Source organism: Microvirga sp., assembly GCF_014699075.1.
Classification (GTDB): Bacteria; Pseudomonadota; Alphaproteobacteria; order Rhizobiales; family Beijerinckiaceae; genus Microvirga.
This window is the reverse complement of the sequence record NZ_JACXAB010000008.1, coordinates 41,627-59,539: the sequence shown is the minus strand read 5'-3', so window position 1 is coordinate 59,539 and position 17,913 is coordinate 41,627. Positions and strand designations below refer to the sequence as shown.

Genomic DNA, 17,913 nt, shown 5'->3' with positions numbered 1-17,913 from the left:
GGACGGAGTAGTGGCGGATGAGCCGGAAGGACGCAAGCGGGAACATTGCCCTGTGGGCAGGAGCGGCCTATCTTGGCTGCCGTTGCGTCGGGAGAAGATATGCGTTTGTTCGTTGCGGCCGCCGGCCTGTCCATCGCCTCGCTGATGCCCGCTGCCGCGGAGACGGCGAAGACCCCTGTTCAGCTCGCGCCCCATCGGGCGGTCTACGATCTGTCGCTCCTGCGGGCGGGTGGCTCCAATGGAGTCGAGAGTGCGAGGGGGCGCATTGCCATGGAATTCGGGGGCGATGCCTGCGATGGCTACACTCTCAAGTACCGGCAGGTGACGATCCTCAACAGCAGCGAGTCCGGCGCCAACACCATGGACGTGCAGACCGCCACCTACGAGACCGGCGACGGCCGCTCCATGCATTTCAAGTCCACGTCGTTCCGGCAGGGCCTGATCAAAGACAGCGAGGTCGACGGCGACGCCAAGATCACGCCTGAGGGCATGCTCAATGTCGACCTCAAGCAGCCGAAGAAGACTGCGTTCGGCGCCGCCGGCGAGACGGTGTTCCCGACCGAGCACCTTAAGCGCCTCATCGAAGCCGGACGCCGGAGCGATACGACCCTGTCGGTCAAGGTCTATGACGGCTCCAACAAGGGCGACAAAGTTTACGATACCCTCGGGCTGATCGGCCGCAAGATCGAGCCCGGCGCGGCTTTGGCCTCATTGGAGGAACCCGTCCGGAAGGACGATCTCGCCTCCCTGGCCCGCTGGCCGATCACCATCAGCTATTTCGAGGAAGGCAAGGGCGACCGGACCCCGGTCTACCGGATTTCCTTCGAGCTCTTCGAGAACGGCATCAGCCGGGACCTCAGGCTCGATTACGGGGACTTCGCCCTCAAGGGCGAGCTGAAGAGCCTCGACGTCCAGAAGACGAGCGGCTGCCAGCGCTAGAGCATCGGACCCAAAGTGGATTTGCACTTTTAGGATTGATCCGATGCTCCTTCTTGGAAGAGTGCGCTGTCCCGGAACGACGCGTTAGTTCTTGCGCAGCACGATTCCCTTCTGCAGGGCGCCCACGCCGAACTTGTCGCGGATCTTGTCGATGGCGGCCTCCATGTGGGCCTGCCGCACCACGGATTGGTCCGCAAGGTCGCCCTTGTCCGCGTCCACCGCGTCGCACAGGTCGGCGGCCCCGATGCCGATGAGGCGAAACGCGGTGCCATCGCAGGAGGCTTTGAGGAGCTGCCGGGCCGGGTCGAAGAGGCGGGCGGCGAGCTGCGTGGGCGCGAAGCCGGAACGGGTGCGGGTGATCAGCCGAAAGTCCTTGTCCTTGAGCTTCAGGGTCACGCTGCGCCCGGCGAGGCCCGACTTCTTGAGGCGGCGCGAGACCTTCTCGGCGAGTCGCCAGAGGATCGGCTCGAGCTCGTCGAATGATCGCAGGTCCGTCTCGAAGGTCGTCTCCGCCGAGATGCTCTTGGTCTCCCGCTCGGAGATCACCTTCCGGTGATCCTCGCCCCAGGCGAGCCGCGACAGGCGCTGTGAGTCGCGACCGAGCGCCTCGAACAGGGTCTTCAACTCCACGCCCCGCAGGTGCGCGATCTGCGTCACGCCGACCTTGGCGAGCCGAGCCTGAGCCGAGGCGCCGATGCCGGGAATGATCCCCACCGGCTTGTCGGCCAGGAAGTCGGCGGCTTCCACGCGGCCGATGATCGAGAAACCCCGCGGCTTCTGGAGATCGGACGCGATCTTGGCCAGGAACTTGTTGTAGGAGAGCCCAACCGAGATGGAGATCCCGATCTCGTTCTCCACCTTGCGGGCGAAGCGCGCCAGCGTCAGGGCCGGGCTGCCGTGGTGCAGCCGTTCCGTTCCGGTGAGGTCGAGAAATGCCTCGTCGATGGAGACCGGCTCCACCAGCGGCGTCAGCTCCAGCATCAGCTGGCGCACCTCGCGGCCGGCCTTGCTGTACTTCTCGCCGTTGGGCTTGATCACCGTCGCATGCGGGCAGAGCTTCAGCGCCTGGAACATGGGCATGGCGGAGCGCACCCCATAGATGCGCGCCATGTAGCAGGCGGTCGACACGACACCGCGCTTGCCGCCGCCAATGATCACCGGCTTGTCTGCGAGGCTCGGATCGTCCCGCTTCTCCACGGCGGCGAAGAAGGCGTCGCAATCCACATGCGTGATGGAGAGGCTGTCGCGCTCCTTGTGCCGCAGCAGGCGAGGGGACCCGCAAGCCTTGCACCGTTCCGCCAGGAGGCTGGCGGATATGGTCAGGCAGTCACGGCAGAAGGGCGCATCGTTCATGGGACAGTGCGGCTATTCGAATTCGGAGGGAGACAGGGTCCAGCGGGCGCTCATAATGTGCTCAGGCTTGGTGTCCATCTCCTTGGCCAGCGCGATCAGCAACGGCTCGTCGGAGACCACATAGTCGAGGATACCGGCGAAGAAGCCGGGCGATGAGGCGGCCGAGCGAATAGTATCCGGCCCGAGGCCGGAGACGGCCAGGAACCGTCCGAGGCGCTCCTCGTCGCTCGTGATGAAGGCAAAAGCCCCCACTGCGACATTTTCGGCCTCCTCGCGAGTAACTCTTTTTAAGGGTGTGTTCATGCTGTCAGTTTGCATTTCATCAATAGGTTTGGACCTAACTATACCATCAGACGAAAATTCGGGCCGATGAAGTGCGTTTTGGGCCCCGGGATAGCGCCAATGAAGAAGACCGTGCTCATTGTTGAGGATAACGAACTCAACATGAAGCTCTTCAACGATCTCCTCGAGGCCCATGGCTATGCGACCCTCAAGACCAGCCATGGCATCGAGGCCATGGAACTGGCCCGGGCCCACAAGCCGGACCTGATCCTCATGGACATCCAGCTGCCCGAGGTCTCCGGTCTCGAGGTGACCCGCTGGCTCAAGGCCGACGAAGAGCTCAAGTCGATTCCCGTCATCGCCATCACGGCATTTGCCATGAAGGGCGACGAGGAGAGGATTCGGGAAGGCGGCTGCGAAGCCTATATGTCCAAGCCGATCTCGGTGGCCAAGTTTATCGCGACCGTGAAGACTTACCTTGAGGCAGACAGCAAGCCGACATGACTTGGAGAGATCCTCAGCCGGTGTGAATCCGACGCCTGAGCAAGCGGATTCATCTCCTTGAGATACCTTTGCTTTAAATTTTTTGGGAAAATGCCGCTTTTTGGCCACATGGGCGCTTGCAACGCCTCATGTTTCCTATACGTTCGACCATAGTTTCCGCCTTGAGCGGAAGAAATGCCCTACGGATGCTCAGGTCCGCCGCATCTCCTGGGACTTCGTGGGCTCGGCCAGCCTGGGAGCAGATCGTTGCCTCCTCAACGCTGCTCCCAGCTGGCCACCAACTTTTTCCAATAAGGCGCCGCAAGGCGCCTTTTGTTTTGGCCAGCTGCTCTCTCAGGCGGGTTCGGCTCGAACCTCCTGTTTCTCCAAGCGAATCAGTTACATACCTGTTTAAGCCAAGCTTGGCCGTAAGGAAATATCCCCTTAGGTAAACTTGGCCCCGATGCGATGCGAGATGCAGTTCCGATCCTGCCCTGCTAGCTTAAGGCCGACGCTTTCCAACGGGATGAGGGATCATGGACCATCGCACACCTTCCTTGCCGCCCAAGACGGCGCTGACCCGCTTTTCCGTCTCCCCCCTGTCCACGATGACCCGGCGGCTGGCCGATGTCGCGTCCGGCCGCGCACCGGCCGATCTCGTGATCACCGGCGCCCGGGTGCTGTCCACCTACAGCGAGCGCATCGCGCCCGAGCGTGAGGTCTGGATCGCGGGCGGACGCATCGCCGCCGTGAAGCCCGCCGGTTCCTACAGGCAGGTCGGCGGTGCACCGGGCCGGATCTATGACGCCCGCGGCGGCATCATCGCGCCGGGGCTGGTCGATCCGCATATCCATATCGAGAGCAGCATGATCACGGCCTGCGCCTATGCGGAGGCGGCGCTGCTCAACGGCACCACAACGATCTTCTGCGACAGCCATGAGATCGGCAACGTCATGGATGCAGCCGGCATCGAGATGATGCTGGAGGATGCCCGCCATGCACCGCTCTCGATCTTCCTCACGGTTCCCAGCACGGTCCCTGCCACCACGCCGGATCTCGAGACGGCGGGCGGCGACCTGACGCCGGAGAAGATCGCGGCACTGTTCGATCGCTGGCCGGAAGCGGCGGCGCTCGGCGAGAAGATGGATTTCGTGCCCGTCACCATGGGCGACGAGCGCAGCCACGCGATCCTCGCGGCGGCGCTGGAACGCGGCAAGCCGGTGTCGGGCCATATCTACGGCCGCGAGTTCGTGGCAGCCTATGCGGCAAGCGGCGTCACCGACACGCACGAAGCGATCGATCGCGACATCGCGGACGATCTGCTCGATGCGGGCGTGTGGATCTTCCTGCGCGGCGGCCCGCCGACCACGCCGTGGCATTCGCTGCCTGAGGCCATCAAGACGATCACGGAGCTCGGCTCCTCCCATAAGCGCATCTGCGTCTGCACCGACGACCGTGACGCGGACGACCTGATGATGTTCGGCATGGATTGGGTGACGCGCGAAGCCCGCCGCGCCGGCATGAGCCGCGAGCAGGCCTGGAGCATGGGTTCGCTTCATCCCGCGACGCGCTTCGCCATGGACGGCGAGATCGGCGGTCTCGGCGGCGGACGCCGCGCCGATCTGGTGCTGCTCAGCGACGACCTCGACGTGCAGAACACCTGGTATGGCGGCGAACTCGTTGTCGAGGGGAAGAAGATCACGCCCGTGCTCGATCAGGCGCTCTCGAACCGTTACCGCTATCCTGACGAGGCCTACCGCACGGTTCATATCCCGAGCGTGCCGCAATTGATCCCCGACTTGCCGACAGAGGCCTGCACCGCCAACGTTATCCGTGTGGCGCTGCCGGGCATCGTGCTCTTCCACGACAAGGTGCAACTGCAGAAGGAAGAGAGCTGGGACGCCCTGCTTTCAAAGAACGGCCTCACCTTCGTGACGGTCATCGAGCGCCACGGCCGCACGGGCGGCAAGGGCGTGGCGCATGGGCTGCTCAAGGATTTCGGCCTGAAGAGCGGCGCGGTCGCAAGCAGCGTCGGGCATGACTCGCACAACGTGATCGTGGCCGGCACCAACGAAGCCGATATGCGGCTGGCGCTCGAAACCCTGATCGCGAGCCAAGGTGGCGTCTGCGTGGTTGATCAAGGTAGGGTCGTCGCCATGGTGGCGCTGCCCATCGCGGGCCTTCTCTCCGACAAGCGCGTGACCGAGGTGGCCGGGGAGACCCGTGCGCTGAAAGTTGCCTGGGAGAAAGCCGGCTGCAAAATTCCGTATATGGGATTCAACCTGATCCCGCTTTCGGTGATCCCAGAGATCCGCATCACCGACAAGGGGCTGGTGCTGGTGCCGGAAATGGAGCTGGTGCCGCTCTACGAGGCGTAAGACAATTCCTCGCCGTCATGCACGTCCCCGGACATAATCCGGGGATCAGTCCCGGGTATCCAGGTCTTTTCGCGGCAAGTCTTCCTCCGGCCTCATCCTGAGGAGCAGACGTAGTCTGCGTCTCGAAGGAGGATCCAGTGCTCTCTGGAAGCTCCTTCGAGACGGCGCTTCGCGCCTCCTCAGGATGAGGTTGGAAAAATGCACAAGACGTGGATGGCGGGAACAAGTCCGGCCATGACGTATGAGAAACAGCTTTACCGAAGCTTCTGCGGCGCAAGCTTTTCAATCTCCGCCACCGCCTCACGCATGGCCGCAACAAAAGCCGGGTGCTGGTAAAGATCGTTGTGCCCCGCATCCGCAATCGTGTGGTCGAGAACGAGATTGGTGATGACGCTCCGCAGGGGCTCGCTTCGACGCGCCGGCACGATGGTGTCGCGGCCTGCGACGATCAGCGCCGTGGGTGTTGGCCGATCTTTCACCAGATCGATGGTCGGCATGTGATGCCGCAGGAGAAGGCCTGTCGGTGCCCAGGAGAAATGCTCCCGCGCCAGAGCTTTCAGCGAGTCGAACGGCGTGACGAGGATCAGGCCAGCGAGTTCCCGGTGGTGCACCAGGTTGGCCGCCACACCGCTGCCGATGCTGAAGCCGACGGCAACCACCTTTCGAGGGCGCTGCTGCTGCAGGTGATCGAAGATCGTCAACGCATCCGCGAATACCGCCTTCGCGCTGGGCTCTCCGCTGCTCGGCGGATAGCCGCGATAATGAAAGGCGATCACCTCATGATCGGGAAAGAGGCCATGCAGGGTGAGCGCGACGGCATCCGCGTTCCAGGCATTGCCGCCGAAGCCGAGCAGAAGAGGCCTCTCGTCGGACTCCTTTCCAAGCCGCGCGCCGATGAGCCGATCGCCGTCGGGCGTGGTCAGTTCAAGCCGCTCAGCGGACGGCGGCAACGGCGGTCTGTTGGCGGCCGCCATCTGCGCCGGGAACAGCATCCTGGTCTGGAACAGGGCCGTCACAAGCACGAGGCCCGCATAAAGCAGGGCGATGCCGAGAACGAGGGTGAGAAGCCACATCGGTGCTGAGCTGGATGTTCGAGCCACAGGCACGTCAACTCCCTGAAGGCGCTCTGGTGCGCTCCGCAGCGAGTTCGTCGGTGCGGGCGAGCAGATCGCCGAGGTTCTTTTGGAACTGCTCGAAGGCAAAACCCAGGGCGAAGACCTGCCCGAACGCCTGTGCGGGGAGTTCGCGGATGATCGCATCGGTGCGCAGCGCGTCCGCATCTCTTGTGAAAGCGTCCAAAGCGCCGCGGAAGGCCTCCGCGTCCGGCGGCTTCGTGTGGTGTCGCAGCGCATCAGCCAGATTCAGGAGCAACGCGCGCGTGGCCCGATGCAGCATCGTGAGCGAGGGCCTGAGCCTGTCCAGCACCGGAGCGGGCAGGGGGCTCGAGGCCGCGCGGCCGATCATCACGAGGTAATGACGCACCCGGTAGAGCGTGCGAATGAGCGGCTCGGGATCGGGGGCCTCGGTGAGGTGGGTCCGCCGCTCACGCGCCGCTTCCTCGGCGGCGGCTTCCGCCTTCTTCAGGGCGGAGCGGATTTGCGGATGGATCTTCTGCAGGGCTGAGCGACCTGCCGCTCCGGCGGTCAGCTCGTCGATGAACACGGAGACAAGGTCCGCGTTGAGCGACACGACCTTGGCGGCCGCTTCCGTCATCAGGGTATGGGCCCGCGCCGGGAGAACGAACACGGCAACGAGCACGCCGACGACGTTGCCGAGCGTGATCTCCAACACCCGGTCGATGGCGGAGGCAAGGGGGCCGATGGCCTGCCCCGTGGGCGGCAGCAGCATGATCAGCGACGTGATCGGCGCCACCCGGAAGGCCGGCTTGACGGCCGCAAGCAGCGCCAGCGGGAACAGCGCCACGATGATGCTGATCCCGAGGGTGACGGCCGTGTCATGCGGGATGAAGGCAGCGATCGCGGCGCCATAAACGGCGCCCGCAAGCGTGCCGCTGAACCGCTCCACGGCAGCCTTGAGGGAGCCGCCGACGCTCGCCTGCATGACGACGACGGCGGTGATGACCGCCCAATAGCCCTGCGGCATGTCGAAGAAGCGTGTGACCGCATAGGCAAGGACGCCCGCAATGGTGACACGTAGCGCAAGCCTCAGCTCCGCACCTCGCGTGACGATGCGCTCAATCGCTCGCTCGATCCACCCCGACAATGCCATGCGATTCTCCGAACGCGGAGCATAGAGGGTGGTTCGCAGGATCGGCTACGGGAATGGCGCCGGGCAGGAGAATCCTATTCGCGCGGCAGGACCACAAGGCTTGATCCGCAATCGTCGCAGATGCCGAGGCTGGGCGATGCGATCATCTCCGCTGTCCCACATTCAGGGCAGCCCTTCAGGGCCATCCTGAGGGAGCCCACCATCCGGTGGGCGCTTTCGCGATGGGCCTCACTCGCCTGGACGATGCTCTCGAACATGGCTGCCTCCCTTGTGGCGCCATGATGCTGCGCCTCACCGGCGGGGCCGTCAACGAAGCTTTCTGGGTATTCAGGCCGGTTCCCTGCGGCCTGTCGTCAGGATCGGTTCGAGACGTGTGACAAAGCACGCCACGACGGAGAACAGGCCAAAGAGAACATGCGGCCAGAGCACTTGATCAGCGAAGCCGAACAGGAACGGGGAGGCTGCCAGGACGATCCCGCCGAGCCCGTCTAGGATCAGATGGATGGGCATCGGCAGGATTTTCAACACACCGAGTTCGTAAGCTGTGAACGCGGAATACAGGATCGCTCCCGCGCCGAACACGATGGTCACCCAAGTGGCGGCAGGTACATCGGCAAAGCCGAAGAGCCAAGGGCTTGCCATGAGCGCGATGCCCCAGAGGTAGTCGATCACGCCGTGAACGCGGGTAGGAAGAAAACGCATGGTGGTGTTCTCAGGCCTGTGCCGCGCCCTGCGCATCGCCGAGGTTCTGCTCGAGCCACTGGATGATGTCACGGCTCTCCAGGATCGGCTCTCCATCGGTAACCAGGCAGGGCACCTGGGTCTTTCCGGTCAGCTGCGTAAGCCTGTCCTTCGCGCCCTCCGTCTCGTTGACCTCCAGGTACGCGATCCGGTCCTGCAGGCCGCGCTCTTCGATGAAGTCGCGCACGCGGGCCGAATAGGGGCAGGCCCATTTGTGAATGAGTTCGAGCTTCAAGATGCGGTCCTTTCGGAAGCTGTTACTTGAGGGAGCGACGGCGCCGGCGGAGCAGGGTGGCGACACCGACGATGAGGCCGGACAGCACAATGATCGTGCCGATCGTCATCAGCCAGATGGCGCCGCCTTCCATCGGAGCTCTCCCTCGGGGTCAGTTCGCCAACGTCGAAGGCGCATGCCTGTTCCGTGAGGTCTCGGCCTTGTGTGAGCACCGGCTCGCTCTACTTCGCCAGACTTCGGCGAGAGGACACGGCGGCCCATGAGCAGGATCGAATGGCGGCAGGATCAGGTAGCCGGCGTCCCGCTCAACCGCCATGTCGGATTCGTCGGGGCCGTCGAGGTCGGCAGCGTGGCCTATGACGGCAGCAACCGGTTCTGGATCTGGTCGACGCCCCTGCAGGAAGACGTATGGGGCTATGGTCCGACGGAGCAGGCCGCCCGGACAGCCCTCGAATTGTGGCTTGCATCCTGGCTGGAGAACTTCCGGCCGTTCTTTCAGGCCGGCGACGCCACGCCGCCAGCCTGAACATGCTGAATGCGCGCTGTTAGACCCGCGTGCTGCGGCCGCGGCCGAGGAAATAAAACAGCAGGGCCGCGATCACGACGACCGCCACGATGATCCAGACCCAGTCCATGCCTTCGCCTGCGGCGCCGCCGGGATTGGCACTCGTGGTCGTTCCCGAAGGCGAGGTCGTTCCACCGCCCGGTGTGCCAGGCGTTCCGCCCGGGGAGGTCTGGGCCATGGCAATGGTGCTCCAGACCGTCAGCATCATGGTCAGCAGGGATACCTTGAGCGTCTCAAACATCTGATCTCTCCTCGTCCCGACTATGGACATAGGATCAACGTCCGCATGCGACACCCCGTTCCGGAAGCGCGAGCAGAGGCTGCACCGGAACAAGGGCGGCTCCGCCTCAGTTGTCGCGGCACGCTCTCTTCTTGGAACCAGGGAACGGGCAGGTGCCTTCACAAAACCCATTTCCGGTGATCGTTCTGGTAGACGAGGAGCCGACCATCCGGCAGGCCACCGCCCGTTATCTGCGGGAGGCGTCCTTCGACGTCGTGGAGGCCGCGGATTCGGACGAGGCCCTGAAGCATCTTGAGAGTTCGTCCACGGTTCATGCCCTCGTGACCGATGCGCATCTTCCCGGCAGGATCGACGGCCATGAACTGGCAGGCTTGGCCCGCAACCGTTGGCCCGACCTCGCTGTGGTGATGATGTCAGGGCATTCCGACGCCACCTCGGGGCCCGTGCCGCCGGGCGCCGAGTTCGTGGCCAAGCCGTATGTGACCACCCACCTCGTTCCAACCCTGAACCGGCTGCTGGGGAGAGGCTCATGACCCACGTGGTTCTGCTCGGCGACAGCATCTTCGACAACGGGGCCTATGTGCGGCGCGGCGAGCCCGACGTGATCAGGCAGGTTCAAGCGAAGCTGACAGGCGGCTGGAGGGCCACGCTCTGCGCGGTCGACGGCGCCGTGACGACCGGGGTCCTGAGCCAGCTGTCCCGGCTGCCCTCGGACGCGAGCCATCTCGTCGTGAGCGTCGGTGGCAACGATGCCCTGCGGCACAGCGGGATCCTGCGCGAGGGGGCAAGCTCCGTGGCCGAAGTGATCGGGAGATTCTCCGCCGTGCAGGACGACTTCGCCCGCAACTACCGTGCCATGCTGGACCGCATCTTCGATCAGCGTCTGCCGACCGCTGTCTGCACGGTCTACGATGCCCGATTCCCCGATCCCCAGGAGCAGCGCCTGGTGGTGACGGCCTTGTCCATCTTCAACGACGTTATCACCCGCGAGGCCTTTGCCCGCCGGCTCCCCCTGATCGACCTACGCCTCATCTGCGATGAGCCGGACGACTACGCCAATCCCATCGAGCCCTCCGCAAAGGGCGGCGACAAGATTGCAGGCGTGATCGCCCAGGTAGTGGCCGGAAACACCATTTTTCCGCGCTCCCAGGTCTATGCGCAATGAGCTGTCCGTCCCCGCGCGAGGCTACCGGCTTGTGAATTCAGGGCCTCGGTTGCTTCAGACGCGGAGCAATTCTGAACAAATTTTCAGAAAACCGTGATTTAACGAAGAAAGGCAAGGGTTTGGCAGCTAAGCTGTGAACCAAAACTCAAGTTGTGAATTGATTTTACATTGAAGGGTATTTGCCACTTCTCACGAGGTTTACCATGAAGAAGTTCGCATTACTGGCAGGTGTTGCCATCATCACAGTCGGGAGCGTCGGAACGGCTGACGCTCAGTACCGGCGCCATCACCGTGGTGGTTGGAACAACGGCGGCGCGGTCGCCGCCGGCCTGATCGGCGGCGCTGTCCTGGGCGGTTTGCTCACCGCAGCGGCCACGCCGTCCTATGCTTATCCGGGCTATGGCTACGGTTACCCGGCGTCTTATCCGGCCTACGGCTATCGCTCCACCTACAGCTACGGCTATGGGTACCCGGCGGCCTATCCGGCCTATAGCGCTCCGGCTTATGGCTATTACTCGGCGCCGGTAACCCGCGTCGTCTACCAGCCGGCTCCCGTCTACCAGACCCGTGTGGTCTACCGTGAGCCGCGTGTTGCGACCCGAGTCGTCTACCGCGAGCCGCGCTATCGCACCCGGGTCGTGTACCGCGATCGTAACCGTGATCGTGTCGTGCGCGTCATTCGCCGAGATGTCGTGAGCACCGGGTCAGTTAACAATCGTGCTCGTCAGTATCGCGAGCTGGACCGGGTTCGCCACTGGGAAGACACCCGCTCTAGCCGCTAATCAGGAGGGAGCAGCCCGGCTGAGCTGCCTCCTATTCCAAAAACGAAAAAACCGCCCGAAAGGGCGGTTTTTGCTTGAGCAGTTTTTGTAGAAGCCGATTACTTGATCTTGGCTTCTTTGAACTCGACGTGCTTCTTCGCGACCGGATCGTACTTCTTGAAGTTCATCTTCTCGGTCATCGTGCGCGAGTTCTTCTTCGTCACGTAGAAATAGCCCGTGTCGGCGGTGGAGACGAGCTTCACTTTGATCGTTGCGGCTTTGGCCATGGTCGGACCTTTCGTTCGGTTCAGGCGCTCGGTTCGCTTTGACGCATCGCCGAAACGCAAAGGCCGGGCGAACCCGGCCGGAAAATCGTGCGGTTCCCATGCCCGATTATCGCGTGCCCGTCAAGGGCGAGGGGTAGCGCGAGGTGCAATTCCTCCCCAGAAGACCCTAGAGCAACTCCCGCACGAAACGGCCGCGCTGCTGGTGGAAAAAGGGGACCGGGAGCTGTTGAGCGAAACCGTTCGCGATGCGGGCCTCCAGCTCGCCCAGGATCACCGTGGTGATGGGCGGCAGGTCCAGGGCCTTGGCCTGATCGATGGTCACCCAGGCCAGCTCCACAAGCTCGGCTTCCGGTCCGATGACCCCCTCGACCTCATCGGCGATGGCGGTGCGGTCCACGGCGAAGAATCGGGTGTCGAAGCGCCTGACCCGCTTCGGTGGGGTGATGGCCCGGCCGATGAAGTGCAGGGTTTCGAGATCCGGATGAACGCCCCGCTCCTGAAAGGCCGTCCAGGCGGTGCCGGCGGGGGCACGCTCCGGGCTGCCGTACTCCTTGGTGCCGAGCATCAGGCCGGTCTCCTCGAAGGTTTCCCGGATGGCGGCGAGCGCAAGTGCCCGGCAGCGCTGGGCCGAGGGGCGGGTCACCCGGGCCATGAGGGCCTGCTCGGCGCGGGGGTGGAGCGCGCCCGTCACGGTCATGGAGCGGTCGCCGGCCTCGATGCGGCCACCGGGAAACACGAACTTGCCCGGCATGAATTTCAGCCCTGCGTGACGCTTGCCCATGAGGACTTTCGGGACTTTTAGTTTGCGGTCGATGATGATGAGGGTCGCGGCGTCGACGGGGCGGAGGGCGGGGGCCTTGGGGTTGGTCTCAGCAGAAACGAGGCGATCCATCTTCGCCAGGGTTTCGATATCCGTCACGTTTAATTGTCCTCGTCGTTCTTCTTGGCGCGGGCCGCCCCGAAGCCATGCATACCTAGCGCGTATTGCAGCCCCACGACAGCGCCTTTCACCGGCTGAAGCAAGACAAGGCACAGGATCAGCGTGAGCGCCGGCCATGTGGCCAGATGCACCCACATCGGCACCTCGAGCCTGGTCTCAGCCATGAGGATGCCGTAGCCGATAAGATGACTGACGATGAAGATCACCAGATAAGGCGGCAGGTCGTCGGCCCGGTGATGGTGGAACTCCGTTCCGCAGGATTCGCAATGATCCACGACCTTCAGGAAACGCCCGAACAGGCGACCGCGGTTGCAGGCCGGGCAATGGCCCAGGAAGCCTCGCCCCATGGCGGGAATGACCTTCACCTCTTCCGCATCCGCTGCGGTCTTGATCGTCAAAGGCATGGCTTGTCCTTACCTCAGGCGCGCCCGCGCCACTTGACCTTCACCCTGGTGGGGAAGCGGGCAGAGGCTTCCGCCGCCTTGGCCCGGCGGGCCGGCCGCTTGGCGCCCTTCCGGCCGCCGCCGGTCTTGCCGGTGAACCGGCCCTTGGTGAGCAGCTCGAAACGGAGCGCCCCGGCTACGGGCGCCGCCTCCACCAGCTTCACCTCCACCTTGTCGCCGAGCCGGTAGGTCTCGCCGGTATCCTCGCCGCGCATGGAGTGGGTCACCTCATCGTAACGGTAATAGTCGTTGCCGATAGTGGCCGCCGGCACGAAGCCGTCCGCGCCGGTCTCGTTCAGCTTGATGAAGAGCCCGGCCTTCGACACGCCGGAGATCTGCCCATGAAATGTGGCCCCGATCCGGTCGGCCAGGAAGTGCGCGATCAGGCGGTCGATTGTCTCACGCTCCGCCGCCATGGCCCGCCGCTCGGCGGCCGAGATCTTGGCACTGATCTCGATCAGCTCCGCCCGGGTGGTGCCGGCGGGCAGCCCGTCCTTGCCGAACTTCAGGGACGAGACGAGCGCCCGGTGGACGATGAGGTCGGCATAACGCCGGATCGGGGAGGTGAAGTGGGCGTAGCGCTTCAGGTTCAGGCCGAAATGACCGTAATTCTCCGCCGCATACTCGGCCTGGGACTGGGAGCGCAGCACCACCTCGTTGATGAAGAGCTGGTGCTCGGAGCCGTCGACGCTGCGCAGGATTCGGTTGAACAGCTCGGGCCTGATCGGCCCCTGTCCGGGTATCTTGACGCCGATGGAGGCCAGCACCTCGCTCAGCGAGCGCATCTTTTCCAGCGAGGGCTCGTCGTGGACCCGGTAGATCAGGTCGGACTGCGCCTGCTCCAGGGCTTCTGCCGCCGCCACGTTGGCGAGGATCATGAACTCCTCGATCAGCTTGTGAGCCTCCAGCCGCTCGGGGACATAAACCCGATCCACGGTGCCGTCGGGCTTGAGCACGATCTTGCGCTCGGGCAGGTCGAGAAAGAGCGGCTCGCGGATGTCGCGCGCCTTCTTCACCAGCCCATAGGCAGCCCAGAGGGGTTTCAGGATCGTGTCGAGGATCGGGGTCGTGACCTCGTCCGCACGGCCGTCGATGGCGGCCTGCGCCTGCTGGTATGAGAGCTTCTCCGCCGAGCGCATCATTACCCGGTGGAAGCTGTGGCGGATCTTTCGCCCGTCGGGGCCGATCACCATGCGGACCGCAAGGGCGGGGCGATCCTCCCGCGGCCTCAAGGAGCAGAGATCGTTGGAAATCCGCTCCGGCAGCATGGGCACGACCCGGTCGGGGAAATAGACCGAGTTGCCGCGCTCCTGCGCTTGCCCGTCCATGGCGGAGCCGGGGCGCACATAGGCCGACACGTCGGCGATCGCCACGGTGACGATGAAGCCGCCGGGGTTGTTCGGGTCCTCGTCCGGCACCGCATGGACAGCGTCATCGTGGTCCTTGGCGTCCGGCGGGTCGATGGTCACGAGGGGCAGGGTGCGCCAGTCCTCGCGTCCGTCCAGGGTGGCGGGCTTAGCAGTTGCGGCCTCGTCCAGCACCGCCTTCGGGAACTCGTTGGGGATGTTGTGGGCGAAGATCGCGATGAGGCTCACGGCCTTCTCGGATTTCACGGAGCCGAGGCGCTCCTTCACCTTCGCGGTCGGCAGGCCGAAGCGGCCATGCTTGACGATAGACACGGCAATCAGGTCGCCGTCCTGCGCCTCGCCCTCGTCGCCGGGTTTGATCTGCAGTTCCTGGTCGCGCGACTTCTTGTCCACCGGGATCAGCCTGCCGCCCTCGGGCATGGCCCGGAAGATGCCGAGCACCTGGGCCTGCTTCTTGGCAATGATCTTGGTGACGCGACCGGAATAACGATGGATGTCGCCGGGTTTCAGCGGATCGACCCGCAGAAGCGCCCGGTCGCCGACACCGGCCACGGGCATCCCCGGCCGCGGCTTGCGCGGCGACACGATGATGATCGTCGGGACCGAGCCGTGCTCCTCCTCGTCCCATTCCGTCGGCACCGCAATCAGCTCGCCGTCCCTGTCCCGCTTGGTGATGTCGGCGAGCACCATCGGCGGCAACTGGCCGGCCTTGTGCATGGTTTTGCCGCGACGATCCACGACGCCCTCTATTTCAAGGTCCTTGAGGATCTGCTTCAGCCAGATGCGGTCGTTGCCCTTGATGTTGAACTGATGGGCGATCTCCCGCTTGCCCACCTTGCCCTGAGCCTGGGTGATGAAGGACACGACCTCCTCGCGGGAGGGCAGATTGGTCTGGGTGTCGGTGCGTTTCGCCAAGGGAGGAACTCGTTCGGTTGACGGGGCCTTGTCGCATGCAAGCTTGGCTGCGACCAGCCCGGCGGCTGTCATTGTCATGACGCGTGGGAGCGCCAAGAAGATCCATTCTGGGGTGACAGGCCGTTCAGGCAAAAAAATAAGGCCCCCGCGAGGGAGCCTTGAGGGACCGGCCCGTGGGGGCAGAATGAGCCGGTGAGCTTGTACAACGGGCTGGGAAGGAGACGGTTCCAAACTTTTTTGGAAAATTCTGAACAAGTTTTGAGGACGCCAAACGCCTGTCATGTCCGGGCTTGTCCCGGCCATCCCGATCATGAGAGGCGCTGCGCTCTTCTTCATCGGGATCACCGGCACAAGGCCGGTGATGACGTTGGTGAAGTATCCTCCGACCTGGCTTGCCGATCAGATATCCAGGTCCGCCTCGTTGGCAAACGCCGCGCGTTCCTGGATGAAGGCGAAGCGGGCTTCGGGCTTGTTGCCCATCAGACGCTCCACCACATCGCTGGCCTCAGGCCTCTCATCGTCGGCCACCACCACCTTCAGAAGCAGGCGCTTCTTCGGATCCATGGTGGTCTCCTTGAGCTGCGCCGGCAGCATCTCGCCGAGGCCCTTGAAGCGGCTGATCTCGATCTTGCCGCTGCCCTTGAACACCGTCTTCATCAGGCGCTCCCGGTCGGCCTCGTCGCGGGCATAGGCCGATTTCGCCCCCTGGGTGAGCCGGTAGAGCGGCGGGACCGCCAGGTACAGGTGGCCATTATCGATGAGCTTGGGCATCTGACGGTAGAAGAACGTGATCAGCAGGGTGGCGATATGGGCGCCGTCCACGTCCGCGTCGGTCATGATAACGACCTTCTCGTAGCGGAGATCCGCCTCGCGGAACTGCGAGCCCTGGCCGCAGCCCAGCGCCTGCACCAGGTCGGAGATCTGCTGGTTCTGGTGCAGCTTGTCCTTTCCGGCCGAGGCCACGTTCAGGATTTTTCCGCGCAACGGGAGCACGGCCTGGGTGGCGCGATCGCGGGCCTGCTTGGCGGAGCCGCCGGCCGAGTCGCCCTCGACCAGGAAGAGCTCGGAGCCCTTGGCACCGGCATTCGAGCAATCGGCCAGCTTGCCGGGCAGGCGCAGCTTGCGGGTCGCGGTCTTGCGGGCGACCTCCTTCTCCTGGCGGCGGCGCAGGCGCTCCTCTGCCCGGTCGATCACCCAGTCGAGCAGCTTGTTGGCCTGCTGCGGCGAGGCGGCGAGCCAGTGGTCGAAGGGATCGCGGATCGAGTTCTCGACGATGCGGCCAGCCTCCACGGTGGCCAGCTTGTCCTTGGTCTGGCCCTGGAATTCCGGCTCGCGGATGAACACCGACAGCATGGACGCGCAGGTGGCCATCACATCGTCGGTGGTCACCGCCGCCATGCGCTTGGCCTGGTTCACACGCTCGGCGTGCTCGCGCAGGCCGCGGAGGAGGGCGATGCGCAGGCCGTTCTCGTGCGTGCCGCCTTCAGGGGTGGGCACCGTGTTGCAGTACGAGGTGGAGAACCCGTCCTCGTTGGTCATCCAGGCGACCGCCCATTCCAGGGAGCCGTGGCTGCCGGGCTTGGTGATCTTGCCGGAGAAGATCTGATCCGTGACCAGCTCCTTGCCCTCGATGTCGTGGAGCAGGTAATCCTTCAAGCCGTTCGGGAACTTGAAAGTCGCCTCCGCCGGAACGTTGGCGACGCCCTCGACCAGCGAGGCAGCGCATTTCCAGCGGATCTCGACACCGCCGAACAGATAGGCCTTGGAGCGCGCCATCTTGAACAGGCGGCGGGGCTGGAAGAGAGCCTCCTTGCCGAAGATCTGCCAGTCGGGCTTGAACCGCACCTTGGTGCCGCGCCGGTTGAGCACGCGGCCCACGGTCTCGATCTTGCCCTGCGGGATGCCGCGGGAGAAGATCTGCCGGTACAGGGTCTGGCCACGGGCGACCTCGACCTCGAGGATTTCCGACAGGGCGTTCACCACCGACACGCCGACGCCGTGCAGGCCGCCCGAGGTCTCGTAGACCTTCGAGTCGAACTTGCCGCCCGCGTGCAGGGTGGTCATGATCACTTCGAGCGCCGACTTCTTCGGGAACTTGGGGTGCGGATCGACCGGGATGCCGCGCCCGTTGTCGGTCACGGACAGCCAGCCGCCTTCCTCCAGCTCCACCTCGATGAAGGTCGCGTGGCCCGCGACCGCCTCGTCCATGGAGTTGTCGATCACCTCGGCGAAGAGGTGGTGCAGGGCCTTCTCATCCGTGCCGCCGATATACATGCCCGGCCGGCGGCGGACGGGCTCCAGCCCCTCCAGCACCTCGATGGCCGATGCGTCATAGCCTGCCTCGCCCGGCGTGCCTTGCGGAGGCGGCGCCTGACGGGAGACCTTGACGGCAGCGTTGCGGGCCGTGGCAGGTGCGGCACGTTTGGCAGCAGCGCCCCCGAAGAGATCGTCGTTATCTGTCATTGGGACCTTGGTCCGGGATGATGATTCGCGCTTTTTTACACTATTTCTCATCCCGTTTTTATACGAGAACAAAACGGAAACGTGAAGGTGATTTTCAGTCACAAGCCATAAATTCGAGGAGGAGCT

20 protein-coding genes are annotated in these 17,913 nt (G+C 64.1%); 7 read left to right on the top strand and 13 right to left on the bottom strand.

Annotated elements, in window-relative coordinates; all coding sequences use genetic code 11:
• Window positions 1–99: 99 nt before the first annotated feature.
• On the top strand, window positions 100–939 hold the full coding sequence (locus IC232_RS14520) for a cell envelope integrity EipB family protein (RefSeq protein WP_190845697.1): 840 nt from the start codon (window positions 100–102) through the stop codon (window positions 937–939).
• A gap of 84 nt (window positions 940–1,023) precedes the next feature.
• Here IC232_RS14520 and IC232_RS14515 read toward each other — a convergent pair whose 3' ends face one another.
• Both IC232_RS14515 and IC232_RS14510 read right to left on the bottom strand, forming a co-directional pair.
• A complete protein-coding gene (locus IC232_RS14515; RefSeq protein ID WP_190845696.1) occupies window positions 1,024–2,292 on the bottom strand; it encodes a DNA polymerase IV in 1,269 nt (422 codons plus the stop codon).
• A gap of 12 nt (window positions 2,293–2,304) precedes the next feature.
• On the bottom strand, window positions 2,305–2,595 hold the full coding sequence (locus IC232_RS14510) for a DUF3572 domain-containing protein (protein WP_246812213.1): 291 nt from the start codon (window positions 2,593–2,595) through the stop codon (window positions 2,305–2,307).
• Window positions 2,596–2,694: 99 nt separating this feature from the next.
• Here IC232_RS14510 and IC232_RS14505 point away from each other — a divergent pair, with 99 nt between their 5' ends.
• Together IC232_RS14505 and IC232_RS14500 are read left to right on the top strand one after the other, a co-directional pair.
• On the top strand, window positions 2,695–3,078 hold the full coding sequence (locus IC232_RS14505) for a response regulator (RefSeq protein ID WP_190845694.1): 384 nt from the start codon (window positions 2,695–2,697) through the stop codon (window positions 3,076–3,078).
• A 515-nt stretch (window positions 3,079–3,593) separates the two neighbouring features.
• Entirely contained in the window at window positions 3,594–5,435 is a 1,842-nt protein-coding gene (locus IC232_RS14500; protein ID WP_190845693.1) for an adenine deaminase C-terminal domain-containing protein, read from the top strand.
• Between the two features lie 254 nt (window positions 5,436–5,689).
• On the opposite strand, the gene IC232_RS14495 is transcribed toward IC232_RS14500, so the two are convergent.
• The 5 genes from IC232_RS14495 to IC232_RS14475 all read right to left on the bottom strand — a co-directional run bounded on the left by IC232_RS14495 (window position 5,690) and on the right by IC232_RS14475 (window position 8,640).
• A complete protein-coding gene (locus tag IC232_RS14495) occupies window positions 5,690–6,535 on the bottom strand; it encodes an alpha/beta hydrolase (RefSeq protein WP_190845692.1) in 846 nt (281 codons plus the stop codon).
• Window positions 6,536–6,542: 7 nt separating this feature from the next.
• Entirely contained in the window at window positions 6,543–7,664 is a 1,122-nt protein-coding gene (locus IC232_RS14490; RefSeq protein ID WP_190845691.1) for an FUSC family protein, read from the bottom strand.
• A gap of 74 nt (window positions 7,665–7,738) precedes the next feature.
• The gene (locus tag IC232_RS14485) at window positions 7,739–7,921 is read right to left on the bottom strand and encodes a hypothetical protein (RefSeq protein ID WP_190845690.1); all 183 of its coding nucleotides are present in this window, start codon (window positions 7,919–7,921) and stop codon (window positions 7,739–7,741) included.
• Window positions 7,922–7,991: 70 nt separating this feature from the next.
• Window positions 7,992–8,366, bottom strand: coding sequence for an SPW repeat protein (locus IC232_RS14480; RefSeq protein ID WP_190845689.1), 375 nt, complete (start codon window positions 8,364–8,366; stop codon window positions 7,992–7,994).
• 10 nt (window positions 8,367–8,376) lie between these two features.
• The gene (locus IC232_RS14475; RefSeq protein ID WP_210335366.1) at window positions 8,377–8,640 is read right to left on the bottom strand and encodes a glutathione S-transferase N-terminal domain-containing protein; all 264 of its coding nucleotides are present in this window, start codon (window positions 8,638–8,640) and stop codon (window positions 8,377–8,379) included.
• 259 nt (window positions 8,641–8,899) lie between these two features.
• Here IC232_RS14475 and IC232_RS14470 point away from each other — a divergent pair, with 259 nt between their 5' ends.
• Window positions 8,900–9,166, top strand: coding sequence for a hypothetical protein (locus tag IC232_RS14470; RefSeq protein ID WP_190845688.1), 267 nt, complete (start codon window positions 8,900–8,902; stop codon window positions 9,164–9,166).
• 19 nt (window positions 9,167–9,185) lie between these two features.
• On the opposite strand, the gene IC232_RS14465 is transcribed toward IC232_RS14470, so the two are convergent.
• Window positions 9,186–9,446, bottom strand: a complete 261-nt coding sequence (locus IC232_RS14465) for a hypothetical protein (protein ID WP_190845687.1) — start codon at window positions 9,444–9,446, stop codon at window positions 9,186–9,188.
• A 152-nt stretch (window positions 9,447–9,598) separates the two neighbouring features.
• Between IC232_RS14465 and IC232_RS14460 the strand changes: the two genes are divergently transcribed.
• The 3 genes from IC232_RS14460 to IC232_RS14450 all read left to right on the top strand — a co-directional run bounded on the left by IC232_RS14460 (window position 9,599) and on the right by IC232_RS14450 (window position 11,393).
• Window positions 9,599–9,979 carry a response regulator gene (locus IC232_RS14460; RefSeq protein WP_190845686.1) on the top strand — a complete coding sequence of 127 codons (381 nt, stop codon included), beginning with the start codon at window positions 9,599–9,601 and terminating at the stop codon, window positions 9,977–9,979.
• Window positions 9,976–10,611 carry an SGNH/GDSL hydrolase family protein gene (locus IC232_RS14455; protein ID WP_190845685.1) on the top strand — a complete coding sequence of 212 codons (636 nt, stop codon included), beginning with the start codon at window positions 9,976–9,978 and terminating at the stop codon, window positions 10,609–10,611. Before IC232_RS14460 ends, IC232_RS14455 begins: the two co-directional genes overlap by 4 nt.
• 203 nt (window positions 10,612–10,814) lie before the next feature.
• Complete coding sequence (locus IC232_RS14450) at window positions 10,815–11,393, top strand: hypothetical protein (protein WP_190845684.1); 579 nt, start codon at window positions 10,815–10,817, stop codon at window positions 11,391–11,393.
• 98 nt (window positions 11,394–11,491) lie between these two features.
• On the opposite strand, the gene rpmG is transcribed toward IC232_RS14450, so the two are convergent.
• The 5 genes from rpmG to parE form a co-directional block, all read right to left on the bottom strand.
• Entirely contained in the window at window positions 11,492–11,659 is a 168-nt protein-coding gene (rpmG, locus tag IC232_RS14445; protein ID WP_190845683.1) for a 50S ribosomal protein L33, read from the bottom strand.
• 166 nt (window positions 11,660–11,825) lie between these two features.
• Window positions 11,826–12,551, bottom strand: a complete 726-nt coding sequence (locus IC232_RS14440) for an NUDIX hydrolase (RefSeq protein WP_190845804.1) — start codon at window positions 12,549–12,551, stop codon at window positions 11,826–11,828.
• Between the two features lie 29 nt (window positions 12,552–12,580).
• A complete protein-coding gene (locus tag IC232_RS14435) occupies window positions 12,581–13,003 on the bottom strand; it encodes a DUF983 domain-containing protein (RefSeq protein ID WP_246812211.1) in 423 nt (140 codons plus the stop codon).
• Window positions 13,004–13,017: 14 nt separating this feature from the next.
• Window positions 13,018–15,324, bottom strand: a complete 2,307-nt coding sequence (gene rnr / locus IC232_RS14430) for a ribonuclease R (RefSeq protein ID WP_246812210.1) — start codon at window positions 15,322–15,324, stop codon at window positions 13,018–13,020.
• A gap of 399 nt (window positions 15,325–15,723) precedes the next feature.
• Window positions 15,724–17,787: a DNA topoisomerase IV subunit B gene (gene parE, locus IC232_RS14425; protein ID WP_190845682.1), complete on the bottom strand. Its 2,064-nt coding sequence runs from the start codon at window positions 17,785–17,787 to the stop codon at window positions 15,724–15,726.
• Window positions 17,788–17,913 lie beyond the last annotated feature (126 nt).

What these genes read in the sequence shown, in the direction of transcription:
- IC232_RS14520 (WP_190845697.1), top strand. Translation starts at nt 100, where the DNA reads ATGCGTTTGTTCGTTGCGGCCGCCGGCCTGTCCATCGCCTCGCTGATG.
- IC232_RS14515 (WP_190845696.1), bottom strand. Translation starts at nt 2,292, where the DNA reads ATGAACGATGCGCCCTTCTGCCGTGACTGCCTGACCATATCCGCCAGC.
- IC232_RS14510 (WP_246812213.1), bottom strand. Translation starts at nt 2,595, where the DNA reads ATGAACACACCCTTAAAAAGAGTTACTCGCGAGGAGGCCGAAAATGTC.
- IC232_RS14505 (WP_190845694.1), top strand. Translation starts at nt 2,695, where the DNA reads ATGAAGAAGACCGTGCTCATTGTTGAGGATAACGAACTCAACATGAAG.
- IC232_RS14500 (WP_190845693.1), top strand. Translation starts at nt 3,594, where the DNA reads ATGGACCATCGCACACCTTCCTTGCCGCCCAAGACGGCGCTGACCCGC.
- IC232_RS14490 (WP_190845691.1), bottom strand. Translation starts at nt 7,664, where the DNA reads ATGGCATTGTCGGGGTGGATCGAGCGAGCGATTGAGCGCATCGTCACG.
- IC232_RS14485 (WP_190845690.1), bottom strand. Translation starts at nt 7,921, where the DNA reads ATGTTCGAGAGCATCGTCCAGGCGAGTGAGGCCCATCGCGAAAGCGCC.
- IC232_RS14480 (WP_190845689.1), bottom strand. Translation starts at nt 8,366, where the DNA reads ATGCGTTTTCTTCCTACCCGCGTTCACGGCGTGATCGACTACCTCTGG.
- IC232_RS14470 (WP_190845688.1), top strand. Translation starts at nt 8,900, where the DNA reads ATGAGCAGGATCGAATGGCGGCAGGATCAGGTAGCCGGCGTCCCGCTC.
- IC232_RS14465 (WP_190845687.1), bottom strand. Translation starts at nt 9,446, where the DNA reads ATGTTTGAGACGCTCAAGGTATCCCTGCTGACCATGATGCTGACGGTC.
- IC232_RS14455 (WP_190845685.1), top strand. Translation starts at nt 9,976, where the DNA reads ATGACCCACGTGGTTCTGCTCGGCGACAGCATCTTCGACAACGGGGCC.
- IC232_RS14450 (WP_190845684.1), top strand. Translation starts at nt 10,815, where the DNA reads ATGAAGAAGTTCGCATTACTGGCAGGTGTTGCCATCATCACAGTCGGG.
- rpmG (WP_190845683.1), bottom strand. Translation starts at nt 11,659, where the DNA reads ATGGCCAAAGCCGCAACGATCAAAGTGAAGCTCGTCTCCACCGCCGAC.
- IC232_RS14440 (WP_190845804.1), bottom strand. Translation starts at nt 12,551, where the DNA reads ATGGATCGCCTCGTTTCTGCTGAGACCAACCCCAAGGCCCCCGCCCTC.
- IC232_RS14435 (WP_246812211.1), bottom strand. Translation starts at nt 13,003, where the DNA reads ATGCCTTTGACGATCAAGACCGCAGCGGATGCGGAAGAGGTGAAGGTC.
- parE (WP_190845682.1), bottom strand. Translation starts at nt 17,787, where the DNA reads ATGACAGATAACGACGATCTCTTCGGGGGCGCTGCTGCCAAACGTGCC.